19 protein-coding genes, 1 other RNA gene and 1 pseudogene are annotated in these 19,363 nt (G+C 63.6%); 12 read left to right on the forward strand and 9 right to left on the reverse strand.

Annotated features, from left to right (window positions below):
• Positions 1-4: 4 nt before the first annotated feature.
• The 6 genes from ABIA42_RS23135 to ABIA42_RS23160 all read right to left on the reverse strand — a co-directional run bounded on the left by ABIA42_RS23135 (position 5) and on the right by ABIA42_RS23160 (position 5,605).
• A complete protein-coding gene (locus ABIA42_RS23135) occupies positions 5-799 on the reverse strand; it encodes a thymidylate synthase (protein ID WP_271530820.1) in 795 nt (264 codons plus the stop codon).
• A gap of 186 nt (positions 800-985) precedes the next feature.
• Positions 986-1,966: a tripartite tricarboxylate transporter substrate binding protein BugD gene (locus ABIA42_RS23140; RefSeq protein WP_271530821.1), complete on the reverse strand. Its 981-nt coding sequence runs from the start codon at positions 1,964-1,966 to the stop codon at positions 986-988.
• Positions 1,967-2,102: 136 nt separating this feature from the next.
• A complete protein-coding gene (locus tag ABIA42_RS23145; RefSeq protein WP_271530822.1) occupies positions 2,103-3,617 on the reverse strand; it encodes a tripartite tricarboxylate transporter permease in 1,515 nt (504 codons plus the stop codon).
• Between the two features lie 7 nt (positions 3,618-3,624).
• Positions 3,625-4,386 (reverse strand): tripartite tricarboxylate transporter TctB family protein, encoded by a 762-nt coding sequence (locus ABIA42_RS23150; protein ID WP_271530823.1) that lies wholly within the window; start codon positions 4,384-4,386, stop codon positions 3,625-3,627.
• A gap of 95 nt (positions 4,387-4,481) precedes the next feature.
• Complete coding sequence (locus ABIA42_RS23155; protein ID WP_370120848.1) at positions 4,482-5,012, reverse strand: chromate transporter; 531 nt, start codon at positions 5,010-5,012, stop codon at positions 4,482-4,484.
• Entirely contained in the window at positions 5,009-5,605 is a 597-nt protein-coding gene (locus tag ABIA42_RS23160) for a chromate transporter (RefSeq protein WP_271530825.1), read from the reverse strand. Before ABIA42_RS23160 ends, ABIA42_RS23155 begins: the two co-directional genes overlap by 4 nt.
• Positions 5,606-5,689: 84 nt before the next feature.
• On the opposite strand from ABIA42_RS23160, the gene ssrA reads away from it, so the two are divergent.
• The 9 genes and pseudogenes from ssrA to ABIA42_RS23205 form a co-directional block, all read left to right on the forward strand.
• Positions 5,690-6,056, forward strand: a transfer-messenger RNA (tmRNA) gene (gene ssrA, locus ABIA42_RS23165).
• A 117-nt stretch (positions 6,057-6,173) separates the two neighbouring features.
• On the forward strand, positions 6,174-6,692 hold the full coding sequence (locus ABIA42_RS23170; protein ID WP_028177111.1) for an SspB family protein: 519 nt from the start codon (positions 6,174-6,176) through the stop codon (positions 6,690-6,692).
• Between the two features lie 88 nt (positions 6,693-6,780).
• Positions 6,781-8,220: a class II fumarate hydratase gene (fumC, locus tag ABIA42_RS23175; protein WP_370120844.1), complete on the forward strand. Its 1,440-nt coding sequence runs from the start codon at positions 6,781-6,783 to the stop codon at positions 8,218-8,220.
• 278 nt (positions 8,221-8,498) lie between these two features.
• Positions 8,499-8,687, forward strand: coding sequence for a DUF4169 family protein (locus ABIA42_RS23180; RefSeq protein WP_028177109.1), 189 nt, complete (start codon positions 8,499-8,501; stop codon positions 8,685-8,687).
• Positions 8,684-8,935 (forward strand): ribbon-helix-helix domain-containing protein, encoded by a 252-nt coding sequence (locus tag ABIA42_RS23185; RefSeq protein ID WP_025038043.1) that lies wholly within the window; start codon positions 8,684-8,686, stop codon positions 8,933-8,935. The genes ABIA42_RS23180 and ABIA42_RS23185 overlap by 4 nt, the downstream gene beginning before the upstream one ends.
• A 115-nt stretch (positions 8,936-9,050) precedes the next feature.
• Positions 9,051-9,326: a FeoA family protein gene (locus ABIA42_RS23190; protein ID WP_061879324.1), complete on the forward strand. Its 276-nt coding sequence runs from the start codon at positions 9,051-9,053 to the stop codon at positions 9,324-9,326.
• 35 nt (positions 9,327-9,361) lie between these two features.
• On the forward strand, positions 9,362-11,233 hold the full coding sequence (locus ABIA42_RS23195) for a ferrous iron transporter B (protein ID WP_370120839.1): 1,872 nt from the start codon (positions 9,362-9,364) through the stop codon (positions 11,231-11,233).
• A gap of 176 nt (positions 11,234-11,409) precedes the next feature.
• Positions 11,410-11,907, forward strand: a complete 498-nt coding sequence (locus tag ABIA42_RS23200) for a GNAT family N-acetyltransferase (RefSeq protein ID WP_271531171.1) — start codon at positions 11,410-11,412, stop codon at positions 11,905-11,907.
• 253 nt (positions 11,908-12,160) lie between these two features.
• A pseudogene (locus ABIA42_RS23205) lies at positions 12,161-12,409 on the forward strand (helix-turn-helix domain-containing protein); the annotation flags it as partial.
• A gap of 90 nt (positions 12,410-12,499) precedes the next feature.
• Here the strand turns inward: ABIA42_RS23205 and ABIA42_RS23210 are convergent.
• Positions 12,500-13,258, reverse strand: a complete 759-nt coding sequence (locus tag ABIA42_RS23210; RefSeq protein WP_370120836.1) for an outer membrane protein — start codon at positions 13,256-13,258, stop codon at positions 12,500-12,502.
• A 555-nt stretch (positions 13,259-13,813) separates the two neighbouring features.
• Between ABIA42_RS23210 and ABIA42_RS23215 the strand changes: the two genes are divergently transcribed.
• The 3 genes from ABIA42_RS23215 to ABIA42_RS23225 all read left to right on the forward strand — a co-directional run bounded on the left by ABIA42_RS23215 (position 13,814) and on the right by ABIA42_RS23225 (position 17,618).
• Positions 13,814-14,194 (forward strand): GNAT family N-acetyltransferase, encoded by a 381-nt coding sequence (locus tag ABIA42_RS23215; protein ID WP_370123967.1) that lies wholly within the window; start codon positions 13,814-13,816, stop codon positions 14,192-14,194.
• Between the two features lie 194 nt (positions 14,195-14,388).
• Entirely contained in the window at positions 14,389-15,900 is a 1,512-nt protein-coding gene (locus ABIA42_RS23220) for an ATPase domain-containing protein (protein WP_370120833.1), read from the forward strand.
• Positions 15,900-17,618 carry an ATP-binding protein gene (locus ABIA42_RS23225; RefSeq protein WP_370120830.1) on the forward strand — a complete coding sequence of 573 codons (1,719 nt, stop codon included), beginning with the start codon at positions 15,900-15,902 and terminating at the stop codon, positions 17,616-17,618. Before ABIA42_RS23220 ends, ABIA42_RS23225 begins: the two co-directional genes overlap by 1 nt.
• Positions 17,619-17,650: 32 nt before the next feature.
• Here ABIA42_RS23225 and ABIA42_RS23230 read toward each other — a convergent pair whose 3' ends face one another.
• Both ABIA42_RS23230 and ABIA42_RS23235 read right to left on the reverse strand, forming a co-directional pair.
• Positions 17,651-17,893, reverse strand: a complete 243-nt coding sequence (locus tag ABIA42_RS23230; protein WP_271530833.1) for a hypothetical protein — start codon at positions 17,891-17,893, stop codon at positions 17,651-17,653.
• A 145-nt stretch (positions 17,894-18,038) separates the two neighbouring features.
• Entirely contained in the window at positions 18,039-19,163 is a 1,125-nt protein-coding gene (locus ABIA42_RS23235; protein ID WP_370120827.1) for a DUF2336 domain-containing protein, read from the reverse strand.
• Positions 19,164-19,363: the final 200 nt, after the last annotated feature.

Genomic DNA, 19,363 nt, shown 5'->3' on the forward strand with positions numbered 1-19,363 from the left:
TGGGCTAGACCGCGACTTCCGCTTTGATGTGCGGATGCGGATCGTAGCCGACGAGCTCGAAATCCTCGAAGCGGAAGGAGAAGATGTCCTTTACATCAGGGTTGATACGCATCACCGGCAGCGCGCGCGGCGCGCGGGTGAGCTGGAGCTTGGCCTGCTCCAGATGGTTGGAATAAAGATGGGTGTCGCCGAGCGAGTGCACGAAGTCGCCGGGCTTCAGCCCGGTGACCTGCGCCACCATCATGGTGAGTAGCGCATAGGAGGCGATGTTGAAGGGCACGCCGAGGAAGACGTCGGCCGAGCGCTGATAGAGCTGGCACGACAGTTTGCCGTTCGCGACATAGAACTGGAACAGCAGGTGGCAGGGCGGCAGCGCCATCTTCTCGACGTCGGCCGGATTCCAGGCGGTGACGATCAGCCGGCGGGAATCGGGAGTGCGCTTGATCATGTCGACGACATTGGCGATCTGGTCGATGCTGCGCCCGTCGGCCGTGGGCCAGGAGCGCCATTGATGGCCGTACACTGGGCCGAGATCACCATTGGCGTCCGCCCATTCGTCCCAGATGGTGACACCGTTGTCGCGCAGATATTTGATGTTGGTGTCGCCCTTCAGGAACCACAACAGCTCGTGCACGATCGCCTTCAGCGGCAGCCGCTTGGTGGTCAGCATCGGGAAGCCGGCGGACAGATTGAAACGCATCTGGTGGCCGAACACGGAAAGCGTGCCGGTACCGGTCCGGTCGGTCTTCTCGGCGCCGTCTGAAAGAATCCGCTCGAGCAGGTCCTGATACTGGTGCATGTGCCAAAAACCTTAGGAAGACGGCAGCCTCGGGGGAGGCGGCGAAGTTAGCGGCCGCCCCCATGTTGCAACAGCAGCGATTCGCTGTCCGCGGCGATTATACCCGGAAAAATGAGTGTCCCCGGCACAAACGACAAGGGCGGAACCTGCGTCCCGCCCTTCTGCCTATCAGCTTGATCGGATTGCCTAAGTTGCCGGCTTGAGCACCGGGGTCCACTTCGCGATCTCGTTCTTGACGAGGGCGGCCAGCGATTCCGGCGTCCGTTCGGCGGGGCCCGGGATGACGCTGCCGAGCTCGAGCAGGCGCTTGCGCACGGTCTCGTCATCGAGCGCCTTGACGGCCGCAGCGTTCAGGCTCGCTACGATCGCGGGCGAGGTTCCCTTGGGGGCGAACATCGCGTTCCAGGCCTGGGCCTGGAACTTCGGCAGGCCCGCTTCAGCCGTCGTCGGCACGTTGGGCAACGACGGATTGCGCTCCGGCGTTGCGATTGCATAGGCCTTGATGGTGCCGGCGTTGATCTGCGGCACGGCGTTGACGATCTGGTCGCACATGTAATCGACCTGGCCCGCCACCAGTGCGTTCATCGCAGGTCCCGTACCGTTGAAGGGCACACCGACCGGCTTGATGTCGAGGATCGAGTGCAGCAATTCGCAGGAGACATGCGAGACCGAGCCTACGCCGGCATGCGCGGCGTTCACCTTCTCGGCATTCGCCTTCACATAGGTGACGAACTCCTTCAGGTCCTTCGGCGGAAAGTCCTTGCGCGCGAGGATCAGGATCGGCGTGCCTGCGAGCAGCGCGATCGGCTCGAAGTCCTTCTCGGGATGGTAGGCGAGCTTTGGATAGAGCGGCACAGATGCGGCATGCGTGCCCATATGACCGGTGATCAGCGTATAGCCGTCATTGGCCGCGCGCGCGGCGCGCGTGGTCGCGGTGGTGCCGCCGGCACCGACGACGTTCTCGATGATGATGCTTTGTCCCAGCGTCTGCGCCATGTGCGAGGTGACGATGCGCGCGACGACGTCGGTCGGCCCGCCGGCCGCGAACGGCACGATCATGGTGATGCTGCGCGTCGGGTAGGTCTGCGCCTCGGCCGCCGCGATGAAGGTGCCCAGCGAAGCAAGCGCTGCGGCACATGCGCCCGTGAGCGCGCGAAGAAAGGTCATGTGGATCCCCTTGGACACAAACACACTGCCGGCCCAAAGGCCGCTATTTTCATTTCACGAAGCCGTCACACGAGTCGATTCGACTTCCGAATGCGGCGCGCCGACGCAGGACGCGGCGCGCCGTTGGGCGGCGACCTCAGTTCTCGGACTCGGTGAACACCTCGTCGCGCTTGGCGCGCAACGCCGGTAGCACCGTAAGGACAAGAAGGCCCGCCGCAACCGCCAGCAGCACCGCCGACAACGGACGCGTCAGGAACACGCTCCAGTCGCCGCGCGAGATCAGCAGCGCGCGGCGCAGGTTCTCTTCCATCAGCGGTCCCAGCACCATGCCGAGCAGCAACGGCGCCGGCTCGAAATCGTGCTTGATCAGCCAGTAGCCGACGAGACCGAAGATACCGGCCAGGATGACGTCGACCGGTGCGTTGTTCACCGAATAGATGCCGATCGCGCAGAAGATCACGATCGAGGGGAACATCAGCCGGTACGGCACGCGCAAGAGGCGCACCCAGATTCCGACCAGCGGCAGGTTGATGATGATCAGCATCAGATTGCCGATCCACATCGAGGCGATCATGCCCCAGACGAGATCCGGCTGCTTCTGCATCACCTGCGGACCCGGCACGATGCCGTGAATGGTCATCGCGCCCACCATCAGCGCCATCACCGCGTTCGGCGGGATGCCGAGCGTCAGCAGCGGGATGAAGGAGGTCTGCGCCGCGGCGTTGTTGGCGCTCTCCGGCCCCGCCACGCCCTCGATCGCGCCGCGACCGAACCGCGACGGGTCCTTGGCCAGCTTCTTCTCGAGCGTATAGGCCGCAAACGATGCGATGACCGCACCGCCGCCGGGCAGGATGCCGAGGATCGAGCCGAGCACGGTGCCGCGCAGGATCGGCGGCGTCGAGTCGATCAGGTCCTTCCTGGTCGGCATCAGGCCGGTGATCTTCTGCTGCACGAGGTCGCGGTTCATCCCGGCGCCATGGTCGAGGTTGCGGATGATCTCGGCAAAGCCGAACACGCCCATCGCGACCGTCGCAAAGCCGAGACCGTCGGCGAGTTCGGGAATGTTGAAGGCCATGCGCGAGGCGCCGGTCTCGATGTCCGAGCCGACCATCGACAGCAGCAGGCCGAACACGATCATCGCGATCGCCTTCAGCACCGAGCCCTTGGCCAACACCACCGCGAAGATCAGGCCGAGCACCATCAGAGAGAAGTATTCGGCCGGGCCGAACGCAAGCGCGAGTTTCGTGAGCGGCGCGCCGAGGATGGCAATCAAGACCGTCGCGACGCAGCCGGCGAAGAACGAGCCGATCGCGGCGATTGCCAGCGCCGGGCCGGCGCGGCCCTGCTTGGCCATCTGGTGGCCGTCGATGGCGGTGACGACCGATGTCGCCTCACCGGGTATGTTGACGAGGATCGACGTGGTCGAGCCGCCATATTGCGCACCGTAATAGATGCCGGCGAGCATGATCAGCGCGCCGACCGGCGGCAGTCCGAAGGTGATCGGCAGCAACATCGCGACGGTCGCGATGGTGCCGATGCCCGGGAGAACGCCGACCAGCGTGCCGACGAGGGCGCCGATCAGGCACATCAGGAGATTGATCGGAGAGAAGGCGACGGCGAAGCCGTGAGCGAGGTTGGCAAAGATATCCATCACGCCCTCACTGGATCAGGAAACGCGGAAACATCGGCATCGGCAGCCCGAGCACGTATGGAAACAGGATGGCGCAACCGAGCGTCAGGCAGGCGCCGACGATCGCCGCTTCGAGCCACCGCGTCTCGTGCGAGCCCGTCGCCGCGATCATGAAACTCGCGAAGGCCGTGACCACGACGCCGAGCGGCCGAATCGCCAGCGCGAAGAAGAGGATCGCGGCCACCACGAACAGCGGTCCGCGCCAGGAGTAATGGGCCATCGCAGGCCCATCGGTCAGAAGGCCGGTCAGGGCGATGCCGGCGGACAAGGCGACCAGCAGTCCGCCGAACATGCGCGGCGCGGTCCCTGCGCCAAAGGAGAAGCCCCGCATGCCCTGCAAATCACTCGACGCCCACAGGGCGAGCAGGGCGACCGCCATCAGGACGACGCCACCGACATAGTCCTGCGCCGAGCGGATCGTCATGAACAGCGTGAGGATCGCCACCGCGAACAGCGGATAGGAATAGATCAGCGCCAGCAGCACCTCGGACGACATCTTCTTGGTGCCGCCGCCGAACGATCCGAATATGGCACCGGGTGCGCCGGCGAGCAGCGCCGTCGCGTGGCTGGTGACGACCGTCGCCGGGCCGCGGCCGGTCCCCCAGCCGAAGAGTGTTCCGGTCGACCAGATCAATTCGAAAATCTGCGGCGCAATCGCCAGCAGACAAAAGCCGAGCGCCACCTTTGTGTTTCGGATGGCTGTCGCTGAGTGGCCCATCGTGTCGGCCATGCCTGTCTCCTCCGCGACCCGTAAGTCACGAGCACTGTTGTTCTAAATCGGCTGGAACTGGATCCCCCGCCCGGATCACTGCCTAGCGATTTTCATTACACAATGCCAGCAAAACCCAACACGCCCCCGGCGAGCAGGAGCCACAGTGGATTGACGCGCGAGACGGATGCCATCACCGCAACCATTGCGGTCAGAAGCAGTGCAGCAATGCTGCGATCGGTGGACTGGGCCAGGATCAGGGCACTCGCCGCCATCAAGCCAATCGAGAGCGGAACCAATCCAGCCTGGATCAGGCCGGGCCAGCGCGATTGGCTGGGGCGATTCAGGAGCCGGCTGACATAATAGGCAAGCAGCGCCGTCGGCAGGCACATCGCCAGCGTCGCCGCCAGCGCGCCGGGGATGCCGGCCACGGCATAGCCGATTAACGTCACGATAAGCACGTTCGGACCTGGCGAGAGCTGCGCGATCGCATAGGCGTCCGCGAACTGCTTGTCCGTCATCCAGTGATGCACCTCGACCGCGATACGGTGCATCTCGGGCACCGCTGCCGCAGCCCCACCGACGGCGAATAGCGACATCAGACCGAAGGTGGAGATCAGCGACCAGATCGGGCTGTGGCCGGTCATGCTGCTACTTTCCGCCGCAGGAAATAAGTGAGGCCGATACTGATGGGGATCGCGACCAGCAGCACCGCCTGGAGCGGCAGGCGAAGCACGCCGATGGCGAGGAACACGCCGAGCATCAGGATCACCGCGAAGGGATCCGCCCGCTTGAGCAGCGGCGTCATCATGCGGAAGACCACGGCGATCAAGAGGCCGACCGCCGCGCAGGAGATGCCGGCAAGGATACGGCGCAGCACCTCGATATCGCCGAATCGGGCGTAAGCGATCGCAAGCACCGTCATGATCAGCGTCGGCGGCAGCAACAGCCCGGCGAAGGCGGCAATGCCGCCGGCGATGCCGCGCAGCCGCGATCCGAACACCATCGACAGATTGACGATGTTGGGCCCGGGCAGGAAGTGGCAGAGCGCAAAGGTCTCGTTGAACTCGTCCGCGGTCATCCAGCGGTGCTGCTCGACGATCGCGCGGCGGGCAAACACCAGGACCCCGCCGAAACCGGCCAGCGACATCCTGGCGAAGGCCAGAAACAGCGCGATCAGGCTTGGCGGTGCGGTGGCGAGATCCGGCTCTTGGACGGCCGGTGCTGAATCCGAGGACATGTCAGGAGCTTAGAACGAGGGTCGCGCCGCGGCCAAGACGATCCGGAACCTATCCAAAGGGAACCGCAGCCAATCCGCTCGAAACCCCTGTTTTTCGAAAGCTTTGCGCCCTATATTGGGGATGCCGGTTCGCCGGCTATGGAAATAAACGGTCGTCGCAATAAACCATTCGGACCCGGGGGCGGTACCCGGCGCCTCCACCAAAGCCCACCATCGGGCTAGCCCAGAAGCGGGTTTTGGCGGGGGCGAAATAGGATCGACGAGGGCGTAAAGGGCGTACTTTTTCCCGGTATTGTTCCGCCGTTATCGGGCTACTGCAATAGTTGCCAACGACAACTTTGCTCCGGTTGCTCAGGCTGCGTAACGCAGTTTGAAAGACCACTCTAAAGTCCTAGCGGGTTAAGCTCCGTTAGGCGGGGTTCGGAGGCACCTGGCAACAGAAGCCTCCACTTTAACTCTTTCATTTCTTCCCCGGCGGGGACTCCTGCTCACCGCTCAGGCGCGGTACTATTGCGGCTTGGCGAGTCGGGCCGGCAGGGTCCGGCTTCGGGGATGCAACAGGACCACCATGGCGACCGATCATATCCGATATGATGTGCTGGCCCGCGACGCGCTGCGCGGCGTGCTGCGGAAGGTGCTGACCGATGCCGCGGCCCATGGCCTGCCGGGCGAGCACCATTTCTTCATCACCTTCGTGTCGAAGGCCGAGGGCGTGAAGCTGTCGCCGCGACTGCTCGCGCAATATCCGGAAGAGATGACGATCATCCTCCAGCACCAGTTCTGGGACCTGACCGTGCTCGAGGACCGCTTCGAGGTCGGCCTGTCCTTTGGCGGCATTCCGGAGCGGCTGGTGGTGCCGTTCAGTGCCATCAAGAGCTTCCTCGATCCGTCCGTGAAGTTCGGCCTCCAGTTCGACACCTCCGACGTCGCCGAGGTGCCATCCGAGACTCTGCCTGCAGCGCCCGCGCCGTCGGCTGTATCGGTGCCAGCACCTGCGACCGAGACAGCGGAAGCCACCGACGAGCCGACCCCGCCGAGCCAAGGCGGCGCCGAGGTCGTGCGGCTCGATCGTTTCCGCAAGAAATGATCTAGACTGGGCCCGAGCCCGTCGCACAGAGCCAAACTGCCTATATAGAGAAGCACACGAAAAGGCCGTGCGGCTTTCGCGCGGCAAAATGGATGTGCTCATGGCCAAGACGACCGCCAAGACGACCCGCCCCTCACGCTCCGCGACCCGCATCGAAACCGACAGCTTCGGTCCCATCGAGGTCCCCGCCGACCGCTATTGGGGGGCCCAGACCGAACGCTCGCGCCAGAATTTTCGCATCGGCGCCGATCGCATGCCGATCTCGCTGGTGCATGCCCTCGGCATCGTCAAGCTCGCTGCCGCGCAGTCCAACCTCGAGCTCGGCCTGCTCGACCAGCGCCGCGCGGGCGCCATCATCCGCGCCGCGCGCGAGGTGATCGAAGGCAGGCTGGACGATCATTTTCCGCTTGTCGTGTGGCAGACCGGCTCCGGCACGCAGAGCAACATGAACCTCAACGAGGTGATCGCCAACCGCGCCAATGAGCTGCTCGGCGGCGAGCTTGGCGCCAAGAAGCCGGTGCATCCCAACGACCACGTCAACATGAGCCAGTCGTCGAACGACTCGTTTCCCACCGCGATGCACATCGCGGCCGCAAGCCGCATCAATGCCGATCTCGTCCCTGCCCTCGGCGAATTGCTCCGCGCGCTGCGCAAGAAGGAGAAGGAGTTCGCAAAGATCGTCAAGATCGGCCGCACCCACACCCAGGATGCGACGCCCCTGACGCTGGGCCAGGAATTTTCCGGCTATGCCGCGCAGGTCGAAAGCGGCATTGCCCGGCTCAAGGTCGCGGTGAAGGACCTCTATCCGCTGGCGCAGGGCGGCACCGCCGTCGGCACCGGCCTCAACTCGAAGCCGCGCTTTGCAAAACTGTTCGCAAAGCATGTTGCCCGCATCACGAAGCTCCCGTTCACCAGCGCCGCCAACAAATTCGAGGCGCTGGCCTCGAACGACGCCTATGTGCTGGCGCACGGCGCCATCAATTCGGTCGCGACCGGCCTGTTCAAGATCGCCAACGACATCCGCCTGCTCGGCTCCGGCCCGCGTTCGGGCCTCGGCGAGCTGATCCTGCCGGAAAACGAGCCGGGCTCCTCGATCATGCCCGGCAAGGTCAATCCGACCCAATGCGAGGCGATGACCATGGTGTGTTGCCAGGTGTTCGGCAATCACACCGCCATCACCGTCGCCGGCAGCCAGGGCCATTTCGAGCTCAACGTCTACAAGCCCGTGCTCGCCTACAACATGCTCCACTCGATCCGCCTGCTGGCGGATGCCGCACGCTCCTTCACCGAACATTGCGTCAGCGGCATCCGCGCCGACGAAAAGCGCATCAAGGAGCTGATGGAGCGCTCGCTGATGCTGGTCACGGCGCTGGCCCCGAAGATCGGCTACGACAACGCGGCAAAGGTCGCCAAGACGGCGCATGCCAACGGCACCACGCTGAAGGAGGAGGCGTTGCGGCTCGGCTTCGTCTCGGCCGCCGAGTTCGACCGTCTGGTACGCCCCGAGAAGATGACCAGCCCGGGATAGATTTCCGAATTCCGACAGCCATCCGTAATGATACGGAGCCTCGGCCCTCCAGAAATATGCGGTTTTGGGGGAGGGATTTGATTACCGTCAATGTTACGGCGGAGCGGCGTGTTACGCAGCTCTACTGCCCTCGACGGGCGAAATTCATCGTTTGATGGTCCGATGGGCCGATTGACGAGGACGAGCGAATGGCGATCAAGTCTTTCGGGGCGCAACGCGGCACCCTGTTTCTGAATGTTTCATCCTGCCTAGCGAGGATCGGATGATGGAGACGCGGCATGGGGAACGTCATCAACCTGAATCGATTCAGGAAGCGCGCCGAGCGGGAAGCCTCGGCGAAGCAGGCGGACGCCAACCGGGCGAAATTCGGTCGCACGAAGGCGGCACGCTCGGCGGAGGAGAAGCGGGCGGACCAGGCCAAGGAGCATCTGGACCAGCACCGGATCGATCACGAGGAGCAGCCATGAAGTCGCCCGTCGTGAAGCGGTCAATCGTCGTCGCCGGCCACAAGACCAGCGTCAGCTTGGAAGAGGCGTTCTGGAACGGCATGAAGGAGATCTCCGGCCTGCGCAACATGACGTTGTCCGAGCTGGTCGGCGAGATCGACAACAACCGCCAGCAAGGCAATCTGTCGTCGGCGATCCGCCTCTTCGTCCTGGACTACTTCAAGAGCCGCGCCATGGCCGCCCAGCCGGACAAGGTCCCGGCCCAGTAGCCTTCGGGGGTGCCCACGACGGCACCCCGGCTGCGACACTTTAAAATCACTCTAAGGTGCAGCTTCCGCGGGCGTGCGCGCTTGACCTCAATGCCTTGCGTTGAAAATACAGGGCATGACCGACACCACTGACACGCGTCCGCACATGCCGCTGGGTCTGGCCCAGCGTGGCTATACCGGCGTCATCCAGCACCTTTCCGCCAAGCAGGCGGGCTCGGCGCTCTCGGACGTCGAGCTCGAAAGCCGCCTGATCGAACTCGGCTTCGTCGAGGGCGCCCGGGTCGAGATCTTGCATGAGGGGCTGGTCGGGCGCGATCCGATCGCCGTACGGGTCGACAGCATCACCATCGCGGTCCGCCGTCGCGAAGCCATGGCCATCATCGTCGCCTAGATAGCGACGGGACGCCTCATCCGGGCCCTGATCACATGGAACTACCCCTGCTGCATCTCGCCCTGGTGGGCACGCCGAACAGCGGCAAGACCTCGCTGTTCAACGCCCTGACCGGCAGCCGGCAGAAGGTCGCGAACTATCCCGGCGTCACCGTCGAGCGCAAGGAGGGCTTCTTCGTCACCCCCTTGGGACGCCAGGTCTCGGTGGTCGACCTGCCCGGCACCTATTCGCTGCGCGGCCGCAGCCCGGACGAGGAGATCACCCGCGACTTCGTGCTCGGCAAGGCCAGCGGCGAGACGGTGCCCGACCTCGTGCTGTGCGTCGCCGATTCCACCAATCTGCGCCTGACCATCCGCCTGCTGCTCGAGCTCAAGCGCACGGGACGGCCGATGATCCTCGTGCTCAACATGTTCGACATCGCGAGCCGCCGCGGCATCACCGTCGACGCGGAGCGGCTCGCCAAGGAGCTCGGCGTGCCCGTGGTCACCTCGATCGCGGTGCGCAAGGGCGGCACGGCCGATCTGCTCAAGCTGACCGACGACATCTCGGCCAAGCTCGCCGCCGAGCCACGGGAGAACAGCTGGCGCGCGCTCAGCGTCAGCGAATTGCGCGCCACCCAGCGCGAGGCCGACCGCATCATCGCCGACTGCGTCAGCCTGCCTGCCAGGCCCGACACCTGGACCGCGCGGATCGACGCCGTGGTGCTGCATCCGGTCGGCGGCCTCATCGTGCTCGCGCTGATCCTGTTCGTGATGTTCCAGGCGGTGTTCGCCTGGGCGCAGCCGCTGATGGACCTGCTCAATTCGGGCTTCGACGCGCTGGGCGAGTTCGTCCAAGCCACCCTGCCCGGCGGCCTGCTCCAGAGCTTCCTCCAGAACGGCGTGATCTCGGGCGTCGGCAGCGTGATCGTGTTCCTGCCGCAGATCATCATCATCTTCCTGTTCATCCTGCTGCTGGAAGATTTCGGCTACATGGCGCGCGCCGCCTTCCTGATGGACCGCATCATGGGCGGCGCCGGCCTGCACGGCCGCGCCTTCATTCCGCTGCTGTCGAGCTTTGCCTGCGCCATTCCCGGCATCATGGCGACGCGCGTCATCGACAACAAGCGCGACCGGCTGACCACGATCCTGATCGCGCCGCTGATGACCTGCTCGGCGCGCATTCCGGTCTACACGCTGATCATCTCGGCATTCATTCCGGCCAGGGACGTCTGGGGCTTCATCAACCTCCAGGGCCTCGTGATGTTCGGCCTCTATGCGACCGGCATCATCAGTGCGCTGCTGGTTTCGTTCCTGATCAAATTCTTCATGCTGCGCGACTTTGCGCCGGCGCCGTTCATGCTGGAGCTGCCGGACTACAAGATGCCGCGGCTGAAATCGATCGCGATCGGCATCTACACCCGCGCCAAGATGTTCCTGCAGCGCGCCGGCACCACGATCTTCTCTATGATGGTGCTGATCTGGTTCCTGGCCTCGTTCCCGCAGCCGCCCGCGGGTGCGACCGAGCCGGCCATCGATTTCAGCCTGGCTGCGATGATCGGCAAGGCGATAGAGCCGCTGCTCGCGCCGGTCGGCTTCAACTGGCAGATCGCGGTCGCCCTGATCCCGGGCATGGCGGCGCGCGAAGTCGCGGTCGCAGCCCTCGGCACCGTCTATGCAATCGAGGGCGGCAAGGAAGCGGCCGAGCAGATCGGCCAGGTGCTGGCGACGAAATGGTCGCTGGCGACCGCGCTGTCGCTGCTGGCCTGGTACATCTTCGCTCCGCAATGCGCCTCGACGCTGGCCGTGATCCGGCGCGAGACCGGAAGCTGGGCCTGGATGGCCGTGACCTTCGCCTACATGCTGGTGCTGGCCTATGCGGCGAGCCTCGTGACGTACAACGTCGCTGTCGCGTTCGGGGCGGGATAGCCCTCGCCATATCAAAAACGCGAAAACAACCCCATGCACAGTAGACGGGAGCCGTGAAAACAATGACTTACGGATTATCCTAAGTCCGCTTGCATCGTCGGGCAAAACAGCGGCATAATGGCATCATCGGCCCGCTACGGCATGGCGACCTTCTCGAAATGCGTCCATCTGGCTCCATCGATCGCTTCGTCACCGAACGACTGACCGCCGAACGACTGCGCGAGGCTGATCTTGCTGATCTCGTCGCATTGCATCTCGATCCCGAGGTGTCCCGTCACCTCGGCGGCGTGCGCTCGGCCGAGACAACGAAGGAATATCTCGACGTCAACATGGCGCATTGGGACTGGTATGGCTTTGGGCTGTGGGCGCTGCGAACGAGCGACGGGGCGTTCGCAGGACGGGCGGGCCTCCGGCACATCCTGGTGGACGACATCGACGAGATCGAGATCGCCTACGCGTTCACGCGCAACCTCTGGGGCCGGGGACTTGCCGGTGAGATCGCGACCGCGATGACGCGCATCGGACTGTCACAACTCACGCTAACGTCCGTCATCGGCATCGTGAATGTCGGGAACGGTGCATCCCGCCGCGTGCTGGAGAAATCGAACTACCTTCTCGAGCGGAGCACGAACCGCCACGGCGAGGATGTCGTGATTTACCGTATCCGGCGGTGAATGTTCCAATCACCGGATTGGAGCATGCTGAAGTCCGGACCTGCTTGTGTTCAATCTTGAGGATGACTGGGCCATCTCGAGCCACTCACCATCGACGCCAGAATTGAGCCAACCGATACAATTGGGAGAAGCAAGCGGGTCATCCTCATCTCCTGATTTTGTCGATTGCCGTGCGTAGGATCCAATGACCGTTTGCCTCGCCAGAACGCAAGACCGGTCACTCGCCTCCACTCTGGCGACCCGTTGATCCGCGTCGATGGAGCGGGTTGCCGCCTTCCTGATCGAAATGGACAGGCGGCTCACCGCGGCAGGCATTCTCGCGCTGCCGATGACCCGGCGCGACATCGCGGATTATCTCGGCCTGACGCTCGAGACCATCTCGCGGGCGCTGTCGTATTTGCGCAAGCTCGGCATCCTTCGCTTCATCGACAACAACCAACGTCACATCGTCATCATGGACAGAAGGCAACTCGCCGACCTCGACCGGCAGAATTGGCGTTGAACGCGCCGGACATCCCTCGCGTATGTTCGGCGGCCCGTGAAAAAGGCCCCGGTCGATGCCGGGGCCTGAGTTCACCGGGAAGACTTGAGGTCAATAGCGAGCCGCGACCGGCGCCCCGTATCCGCCGAAGCGGTAGTTCAACCGAAGCGTGACCAGGTCCACATCCTGGCTGACCCCGCTACCGGTGAGGATGAACCCTCCGGGCGTGACCACGCCTGCGTAGCCGAAATTGTCACGACCCATCCAGAGATGGTCATACTCGATGCCGAACGACCAGTTCGGCGTGAAGCTGTATTCCCAGCCGACACCCAGAGCGCCGCCCCAGCGCGTGTGGCCTGCCGAGGCCAGGCCGACCCCGGTGACGTTGTTGAATACATCGAAGCGATTGCGCGTCACGGCTGCGCCGCCCTTCACGTAGAATAGCGAGGCGTTCCAAGCCCAACCGATTTGGGCCGTGAACAGCCCGATGGCGTCGATCTTGCCTGTGGTCGAGATCAATGGATCGATCAGGCTGACGCGCGTGTTCTTGATTTCGGCCCAATCGCCCTGCGCTTCCAGGCCGAGCACAAACTGATTGATTTGCCAGCGATACCCGATCTGTCCGCCCACGAGGCCTCCGGAGCGATCGGCGCAACCGCCTGCGACTGTCCCTGCGGGCGTTACGAAATCAACGCAGCCATGGCTCTGCCCCCAGCCTCCGTTGGCGCCAATGTAGAAGCCGCTCCAGTTGTAGACCGCCGCCACCGGCGCCGGCGGCGGCATTGCTTTGACGGCCATGTCGGCTGCCATGGCCGGAGCCGTCATGCTCAGCGCCGCGAAGCCGATCGCAGCTATTGAAAATCCCTTCATCGTCTCATCCCCTTTGCTCGTATATTCTTCCGTTGAAACGAGCTCTTATGCAGGCTGGCGTGCATAAGTGCTGCGAACATCCAAAAGTTTAGGCGCGAGCGGACTTCAGGCCCGTACCAAAATGGCAACACCTCAAGGGCGATCGCTATGCATGGTAACGTGCTTACTCGGCATCCGGCGTTCGAGGCGCTGCCGCGTCGTCCTGTTCCTCGGCAAGCCAAGCGGCGATGCAGGACGCTGGAATGAGTCGCCGGGGAAGGTGCGGATTGATCGTGCCAGCGAAGACAGCGAGGCCATCATCGAGCTTTGCACGCGCGAACAGCTTGGCCTCGGCCTCTGTCGCAAACGTCTTCGTCTCGCGCGGGCTCCGCGCTCTCAAGAGCAGACCCCGTTTTCGAAGTTCAAAGGTGACGTACCAAGTCGAGATCATTGCGCACACCAAGATGGCACCAGCCTTTGCCATGCGTTGTGGTGCCATCGGCGTGCTTGATTCAGATCAAGCTACTGCCCGACCATATCCCGTGAGCAGTCAACACGCCGACCTCGTCGCGCTGCATCTCGATGCGGAAGTGGGACCGATATGGCTTTGGGCTGTGGGCGCTGCGAACGAGCGACGGGGCGTTCGCAGGACGGGCGGGCCTCCGGCACATCCTGGTGGACGACATCGACGAGATCGAGATCGCCTACGCGTTCACGCGCAACCTCTGGGGCCGGGGACTTGCCGGTGAGATCGCGACCGCGATGACGCGCATCGGACTGTCACAGCTCACGCTAACGTCCGTCATCGGCATCGTGAATGTCGAGAACGGTGCATCCCGCCGCGTGCTGGAGAAATCGAACTACCTCCTCGAGCGGAGCACGAACCGCCACGGCGAGGACGTGGTGATCTACCGCATCCGCTGTGAATGTCCCAATCACCGGATTGGAGCGCGCTGAAGTCCGGACCTGCTTGTGTTCAATTTTGAACCGACAGAACGAGCGTCATCCGCACCTACTTCTGAACGGCAGGACACGGCTCGCCGGGAACTCGGCCGCTGCTGAAGAGTTCCTTGTACGGACCTGTCTTGGTCCAGCCCAGCTTGTAGACGCTTGGGCAACAGCGTGCTTCCGAAACCTGCGTAAGGGGTTCAATGACTGGGCCATCCCGGGCCGCTCCAGACAGCGCCCTCAAGGATTTACCGAGAGTTTCGACCGGCAGTGACGGCCTGGATGACATTCTGGGCGGCGGCTTCGACGCCAATCGGATGTATCTGTACGAGGGGCGGCCGGGCACGGGCAAAACCACGATTGCGCTCCAATTCCTTCTCAGCGGCGTGCGTGATGGCGAACGCGTGCTCTATATTTCCCTGTCCGAAACCAAGCAGGAGCTGACTGTGGTCGCGCAGCGGCACGGCTGGTCCCTGCAAGGGGTGGACATATTCGAGCTGGTCCCGCCCGAGACCACGCTCGATCCGGAGCGGGAGCTCACGGTCTTCCATCCCGCCGAAATGGAATTGAGCGAAACGACGGGTCTGATCTTCAAGGAAGTCGAACGGATCAACCCCACGCGCGTGGTGCTCGACAGCCTCTCCGAGCTGCGTCTGCTTGCCCAGAACCCGCTTCGCTACAGGCGTCAGGTGCTGGCCTTGAAGCACTTCTTCACCAACCGCAATTGCACTGTCGTGCTCCTCGACGATCTCTCGTCCTCCCAGGACGATCTGCAACTGCATTCGATTGCGCACGGCGTCGTCATGCTCGAACAGCTCGCGATCGATTACGGGGCAGAGCGACGACGGATCCGCGTGATCAAGATGCGTGGCATTCGATTCCGCGGCGGCTTCCACGACTTTACGATTGCAAAGGGCGGGTTGCGAATCTTCCCGCGCCTCGTGGCGGCCGAGCATCACAAATCGTTTCCCGGCGAGTTCACGCCCAGCGGCAATCCCGAGCTGGACCAACTCCTCGGAGGCGGGCTCGAGCGCGGCACCAACGCCCTGTTCATCGGCGCTGCCGGTGTTGGCAAATCCTCGCTCGCGCTCACTTATGCGATAGCGGCCGCGGAACGTGGCGAGCACGCTGCGTTTTTTGCCTTCGATGAAGGCCGCGGCACCGTGGAAGCTCGTGCCCGGACGCTTGGCCTGCCTCTCGAAAAGCACGTCGAGTCCGGCCTTATTCGGTTTCAACAGATCGATCCAGCCGAGCTGTCGCCGGGCGAGTTCGCGGCAACCCTGCGCCGGAGCGCGGAAATCGACAACGCCCGCGTGGTCATCATCGACAGCCTCAACGGTTACCTGAACGCGATGCCGGACGAGCGGTTTCTCATCCTGCAAATGCACGAACTGCTGACCTACCTGGCGCAGCAGGGCGTGCTCACCATCCTGATCCTCGCTCAACATGGGCTGGTTGGTCCGATGGATACGCCGCTCGACATCAGCTATTTGAGCGACGCAGTGCTCATGCTGCGCTATTTCGAGTCCGGCGGATCGGTGCGGCGCGCCTTGTCTGTCGTCAAGAAGCGCAGCGGAAACCACGAGCACACCATCCGCGAATTTCGGCTCGGCAGCACCGGTGTCAAGCTCGGCCCGCCCCTCACGAACTTCATGGGCATCTTTTCGGGCAATCCGCGTTATACCGGCACGGACATCCCCGAAGGATCGGCCTGATGAGCGCCGACCGCGGTCACCGTGTTCTCATTTTCGCTCCGATCGGCCGCGACGGCCCGGCGTCGGCCGAGCTTTTCCGCGGTGCGAGCCTCGAAGCGGTCAACTGCCGAAGTCTGCCCGAACTCGTCAGCGAGATGAGTGCCGGCGTGGGCGCGGTCTTTCTTGCCGAGGAAGGACTATTCGGGAAAGACACGGCGCCGCTCGCTGAATGGATCGCGAGCCAACCGCCATGGTCCGACCTCCCCTTTGTCGTTCTCACCAGCCATCGAGAGCAGCCCGCGGTCGTCGCCTGGCGCCGCGACATCGTCGCCCTGCTTCGCAACGTTTCGCTGCTCGAACGACCGGTCCAGCCGATCACGCTGACCAGCGCGGTTCAATCGGCGATGCGGGCGCGGCGGCGTCAATATGAGATCCGGGCCCTGATCGCAGCGCGCGAGCAGACTGCGCAGGAGCTCGAAAAACTGGTGGTCGAGCGCACGCGAGAGCTGAAGGAGGCCAACGAGCAACTGCGTCTCGAGATGAACGAGCGCGCTCGCGTCGAGGAGACGCTTCGCCAGGCGCAGAAAATCGAGGCCATCGGCCAGCTCACCGGCGGGGTCGCGCACGACTTCAACAATCTGCTGATGGTGATTTCCGGCGGCCTCGACATGCTCGACCGCCAGACGGATCCAAACCGGCGCCGGCGTCTGATGGACGGGATGGTCCAGGCCGCGCAGCGCGGCGCCAGCCTGACCAAGCAGCTGCTGGCATTCTCACGCCGGCAGAGGCTGCGCCCCGAAGCCGTCGACGTCGCCATGCAGATCGGCGGTATGCGCGAGCTGCTCGATCGAAGCCTGCGAGGCGACGTCCACGTCGAATTCGACTTCCCGGATGCTCTTTGGCCGGTGGAGGTCGATCCCGGCGAGCTCGAGCTGGTCATTCTCAATCTGGCCGTCAATGCCCGGGATGCGATGCCCAACGGCGGCACCATCGTCGTCCGCGCCGAGAATCTGCCTGATCTGAATGACGGGGAGATCGCCGGCGACTATGTACGACTGTCGGTCATCGATACGGGCGTCGGCATGCCTCCGGAGATCCTGTCGCGGGTCTTCGAGCCGTTCTTCACGACCAAGGACGTCGGCAAGGGGTCCGGACTGGGGCTCGCGCAGGTCCACGGGTTTGCGACCCAGTCACGCGGGACAGTCCGCATCAAATCTCAAGTCGGTCGGGGCACCCGCATCGAGCTCTACATGCCCCGCTCGTTGAATCCCGCTTCCAAGCAACGACACTTGATCGATTTCAACAGGGCGGTACGGCCGAAGAAGAACGGCCAGGGTCAAATCCTGCTGGTCGAAGATGACGACGAGGTGGCCGCACTCGTTGGTGAGATGCTTGGTCAGCTCGGCTACGAAGTCACGCGGGCCGCCAGCGCTGCAGCTGCTCTCGGTGCTCTGGCCGATGGTCGTTCTGTCGATCTCGTCTTTTCGGACATCATGATGCCGGGCGGCATGAATGGCGTGGAGCTCGCGCGGGAGATCAGGAGACGGCGCAGCGACATACCCGTACTGCTGACCAGCGGATACGCCGAGGCCGCGATCCATGAAGCCGAAACGGCGGGTATCCAGATATTAGCCAAGCCGTATCACATCGACGAGCTGGCCGCGGCGCTGAATGCCGCGAAGTCGACCCTTCAAATTGATACGCAATCCAAACGCTCCGGCTCTTTGCTGAACTCTTGAGGTTCGGTGCGTCAGGCAGGATTGACCGACGCCTACCGGAAATACCCCAGCACGAGATCGACATCCGAGCTGCCCGCGACCGCGCCGTTCAACTCCGCGTCGATGACGCGACGGCAGGCATCGACGGCGGCGTGGTCGCCGAGATCGTTGGCGGCTTCCAGCACGAGCCAGGCGGCGTCGACCGACGCCTTGTCCGGTGCGCCGCCGCCGAGATCGGCGGTGACGGCATTTCCGAGGTTCTTCTTGCGAACGGCGGTTCCGAATTGAGGCAACATTGCAAATACTCCCCTTCGAATTCCGGGATGATGCTCAGTGCACCCGACTAAAGCGCGATGCGATCGGGATGAATCATCGCGCTTCAGGTTGTTGTTTAAGCATGATCTTTTCGGAAAACCGCTGCGCACTTTTCCGGATCATGCTTTAGTGGACCTGGAACTCGGGCTGGCGGCCCGTAACGGTCTCGGCACCCGCGCCATTCTTGCGCGACTGGTAGAACTTCAAGATGCTGCGCGAGGTCTCGATCTTGAGCCGGCCGTACTCGCGCTCGTTGTCCTGGAGCTCGCGCGCCGTGATCAGGTGATCCTTGGCGCCGAGGAACAGGAGCGACATCGTCGTGTCCCAGGAGAAGTCGAGCGCCTTGCACAAGACCAGGATCATCTCGCGGTTGCGGTCCATCAGCGCGCGCTCGATCACGTCCACGGGCAGCGACGAGAGCAGCGACAGGCCGATCTGCACCTCGTCGAAGCGGTGCTGGCGCGCATAGTTCGAGATGGAGTCCTGATTGAGGTTGCCCTGCCGATACTGCGTCGTGACCACGCGCTTGGCGACGAAATAGCTGCGCGAGGACGGGCCGAACTTGGACTGGAGATCGCCGGTGAGCTCGGTCACCGAGCTCTGGATCTGCGCCATCATCTCGGGCCTCTCGGTCTCGAGGCGGCGGCGGACGTCTTCCGACGCCTTCGAGATGAGCTGCTGGAAGATGTGGCGCGGCACGTCCTTGCGCAGGCCAAGCTGTTCGGCGAGAATCGAATCGCCCTCGGCGCGGCGGACCATGTGCAACAGGCCCGATCCGGAGAAGCGCGCGCCGTCGTTCCTGGCAACCGACGTCACGACCTCCTGGTTGCCGCGCTTGACCAGCACGTCGGTCACGGCTTCGCCGATCGACTTGCGCTGGGCGATCGCAAGCAGATGCGACTGGCTCTTGGTCAGGGCGCTCTCGATCAGCATCTTCTCGTCGAGACGATTGGACTCGCGCAGCACGGGACCGGCGACCTCGATCTCGTCGTCGAGCGCGAGCTTTTCGATGACGTTGAGCGGCGCGTGATCGCAGGCCGCCATCAGCTCCGAGAGCTGCGCCCGCGCGGCGACCTCGATCTCCTCGGCGAGCCGACCGATGACCTCGCCGAACGTGGAGATCTCGTCGTCGCTGTAGCGGCCCGTGATCAGGATATCGGTCGCATGCCACAACGCCTTCGCCCGGCTTTCGTCGGTGCCGCGCGCGATCGCGTCGTCCAGATCCTGTAGAAGCGATTTCGCCCCGTTCATCTCGATCACCCCAGTTCTTGGTAGCCGTTTGGCAAGCCGTCCCGCCGCTCTTGGCGCGACGCCGAATTCCTCTGGGAACCGACGCTAGAGATGAAACGCGAGAATTCAGTAAAATCGGCAAATCAGTTTTGCCGACGAAAATTCGTTCAAATGCGAGGGGACGCGTTAACGGAAGAGCAAGGTGCTGCGCGGGTGGTGCG

This window comes from Bradyrhizobium sp. USDA 327 (genome assembly GCF_041262065.1).
Lineage (GTDB): Bacteria > Pseudomonadota > Alphaproteobacteria > Rhizobiales > Xanthobacteraceae > Bradyrhizobium > Bradyrhizobium liaoningense.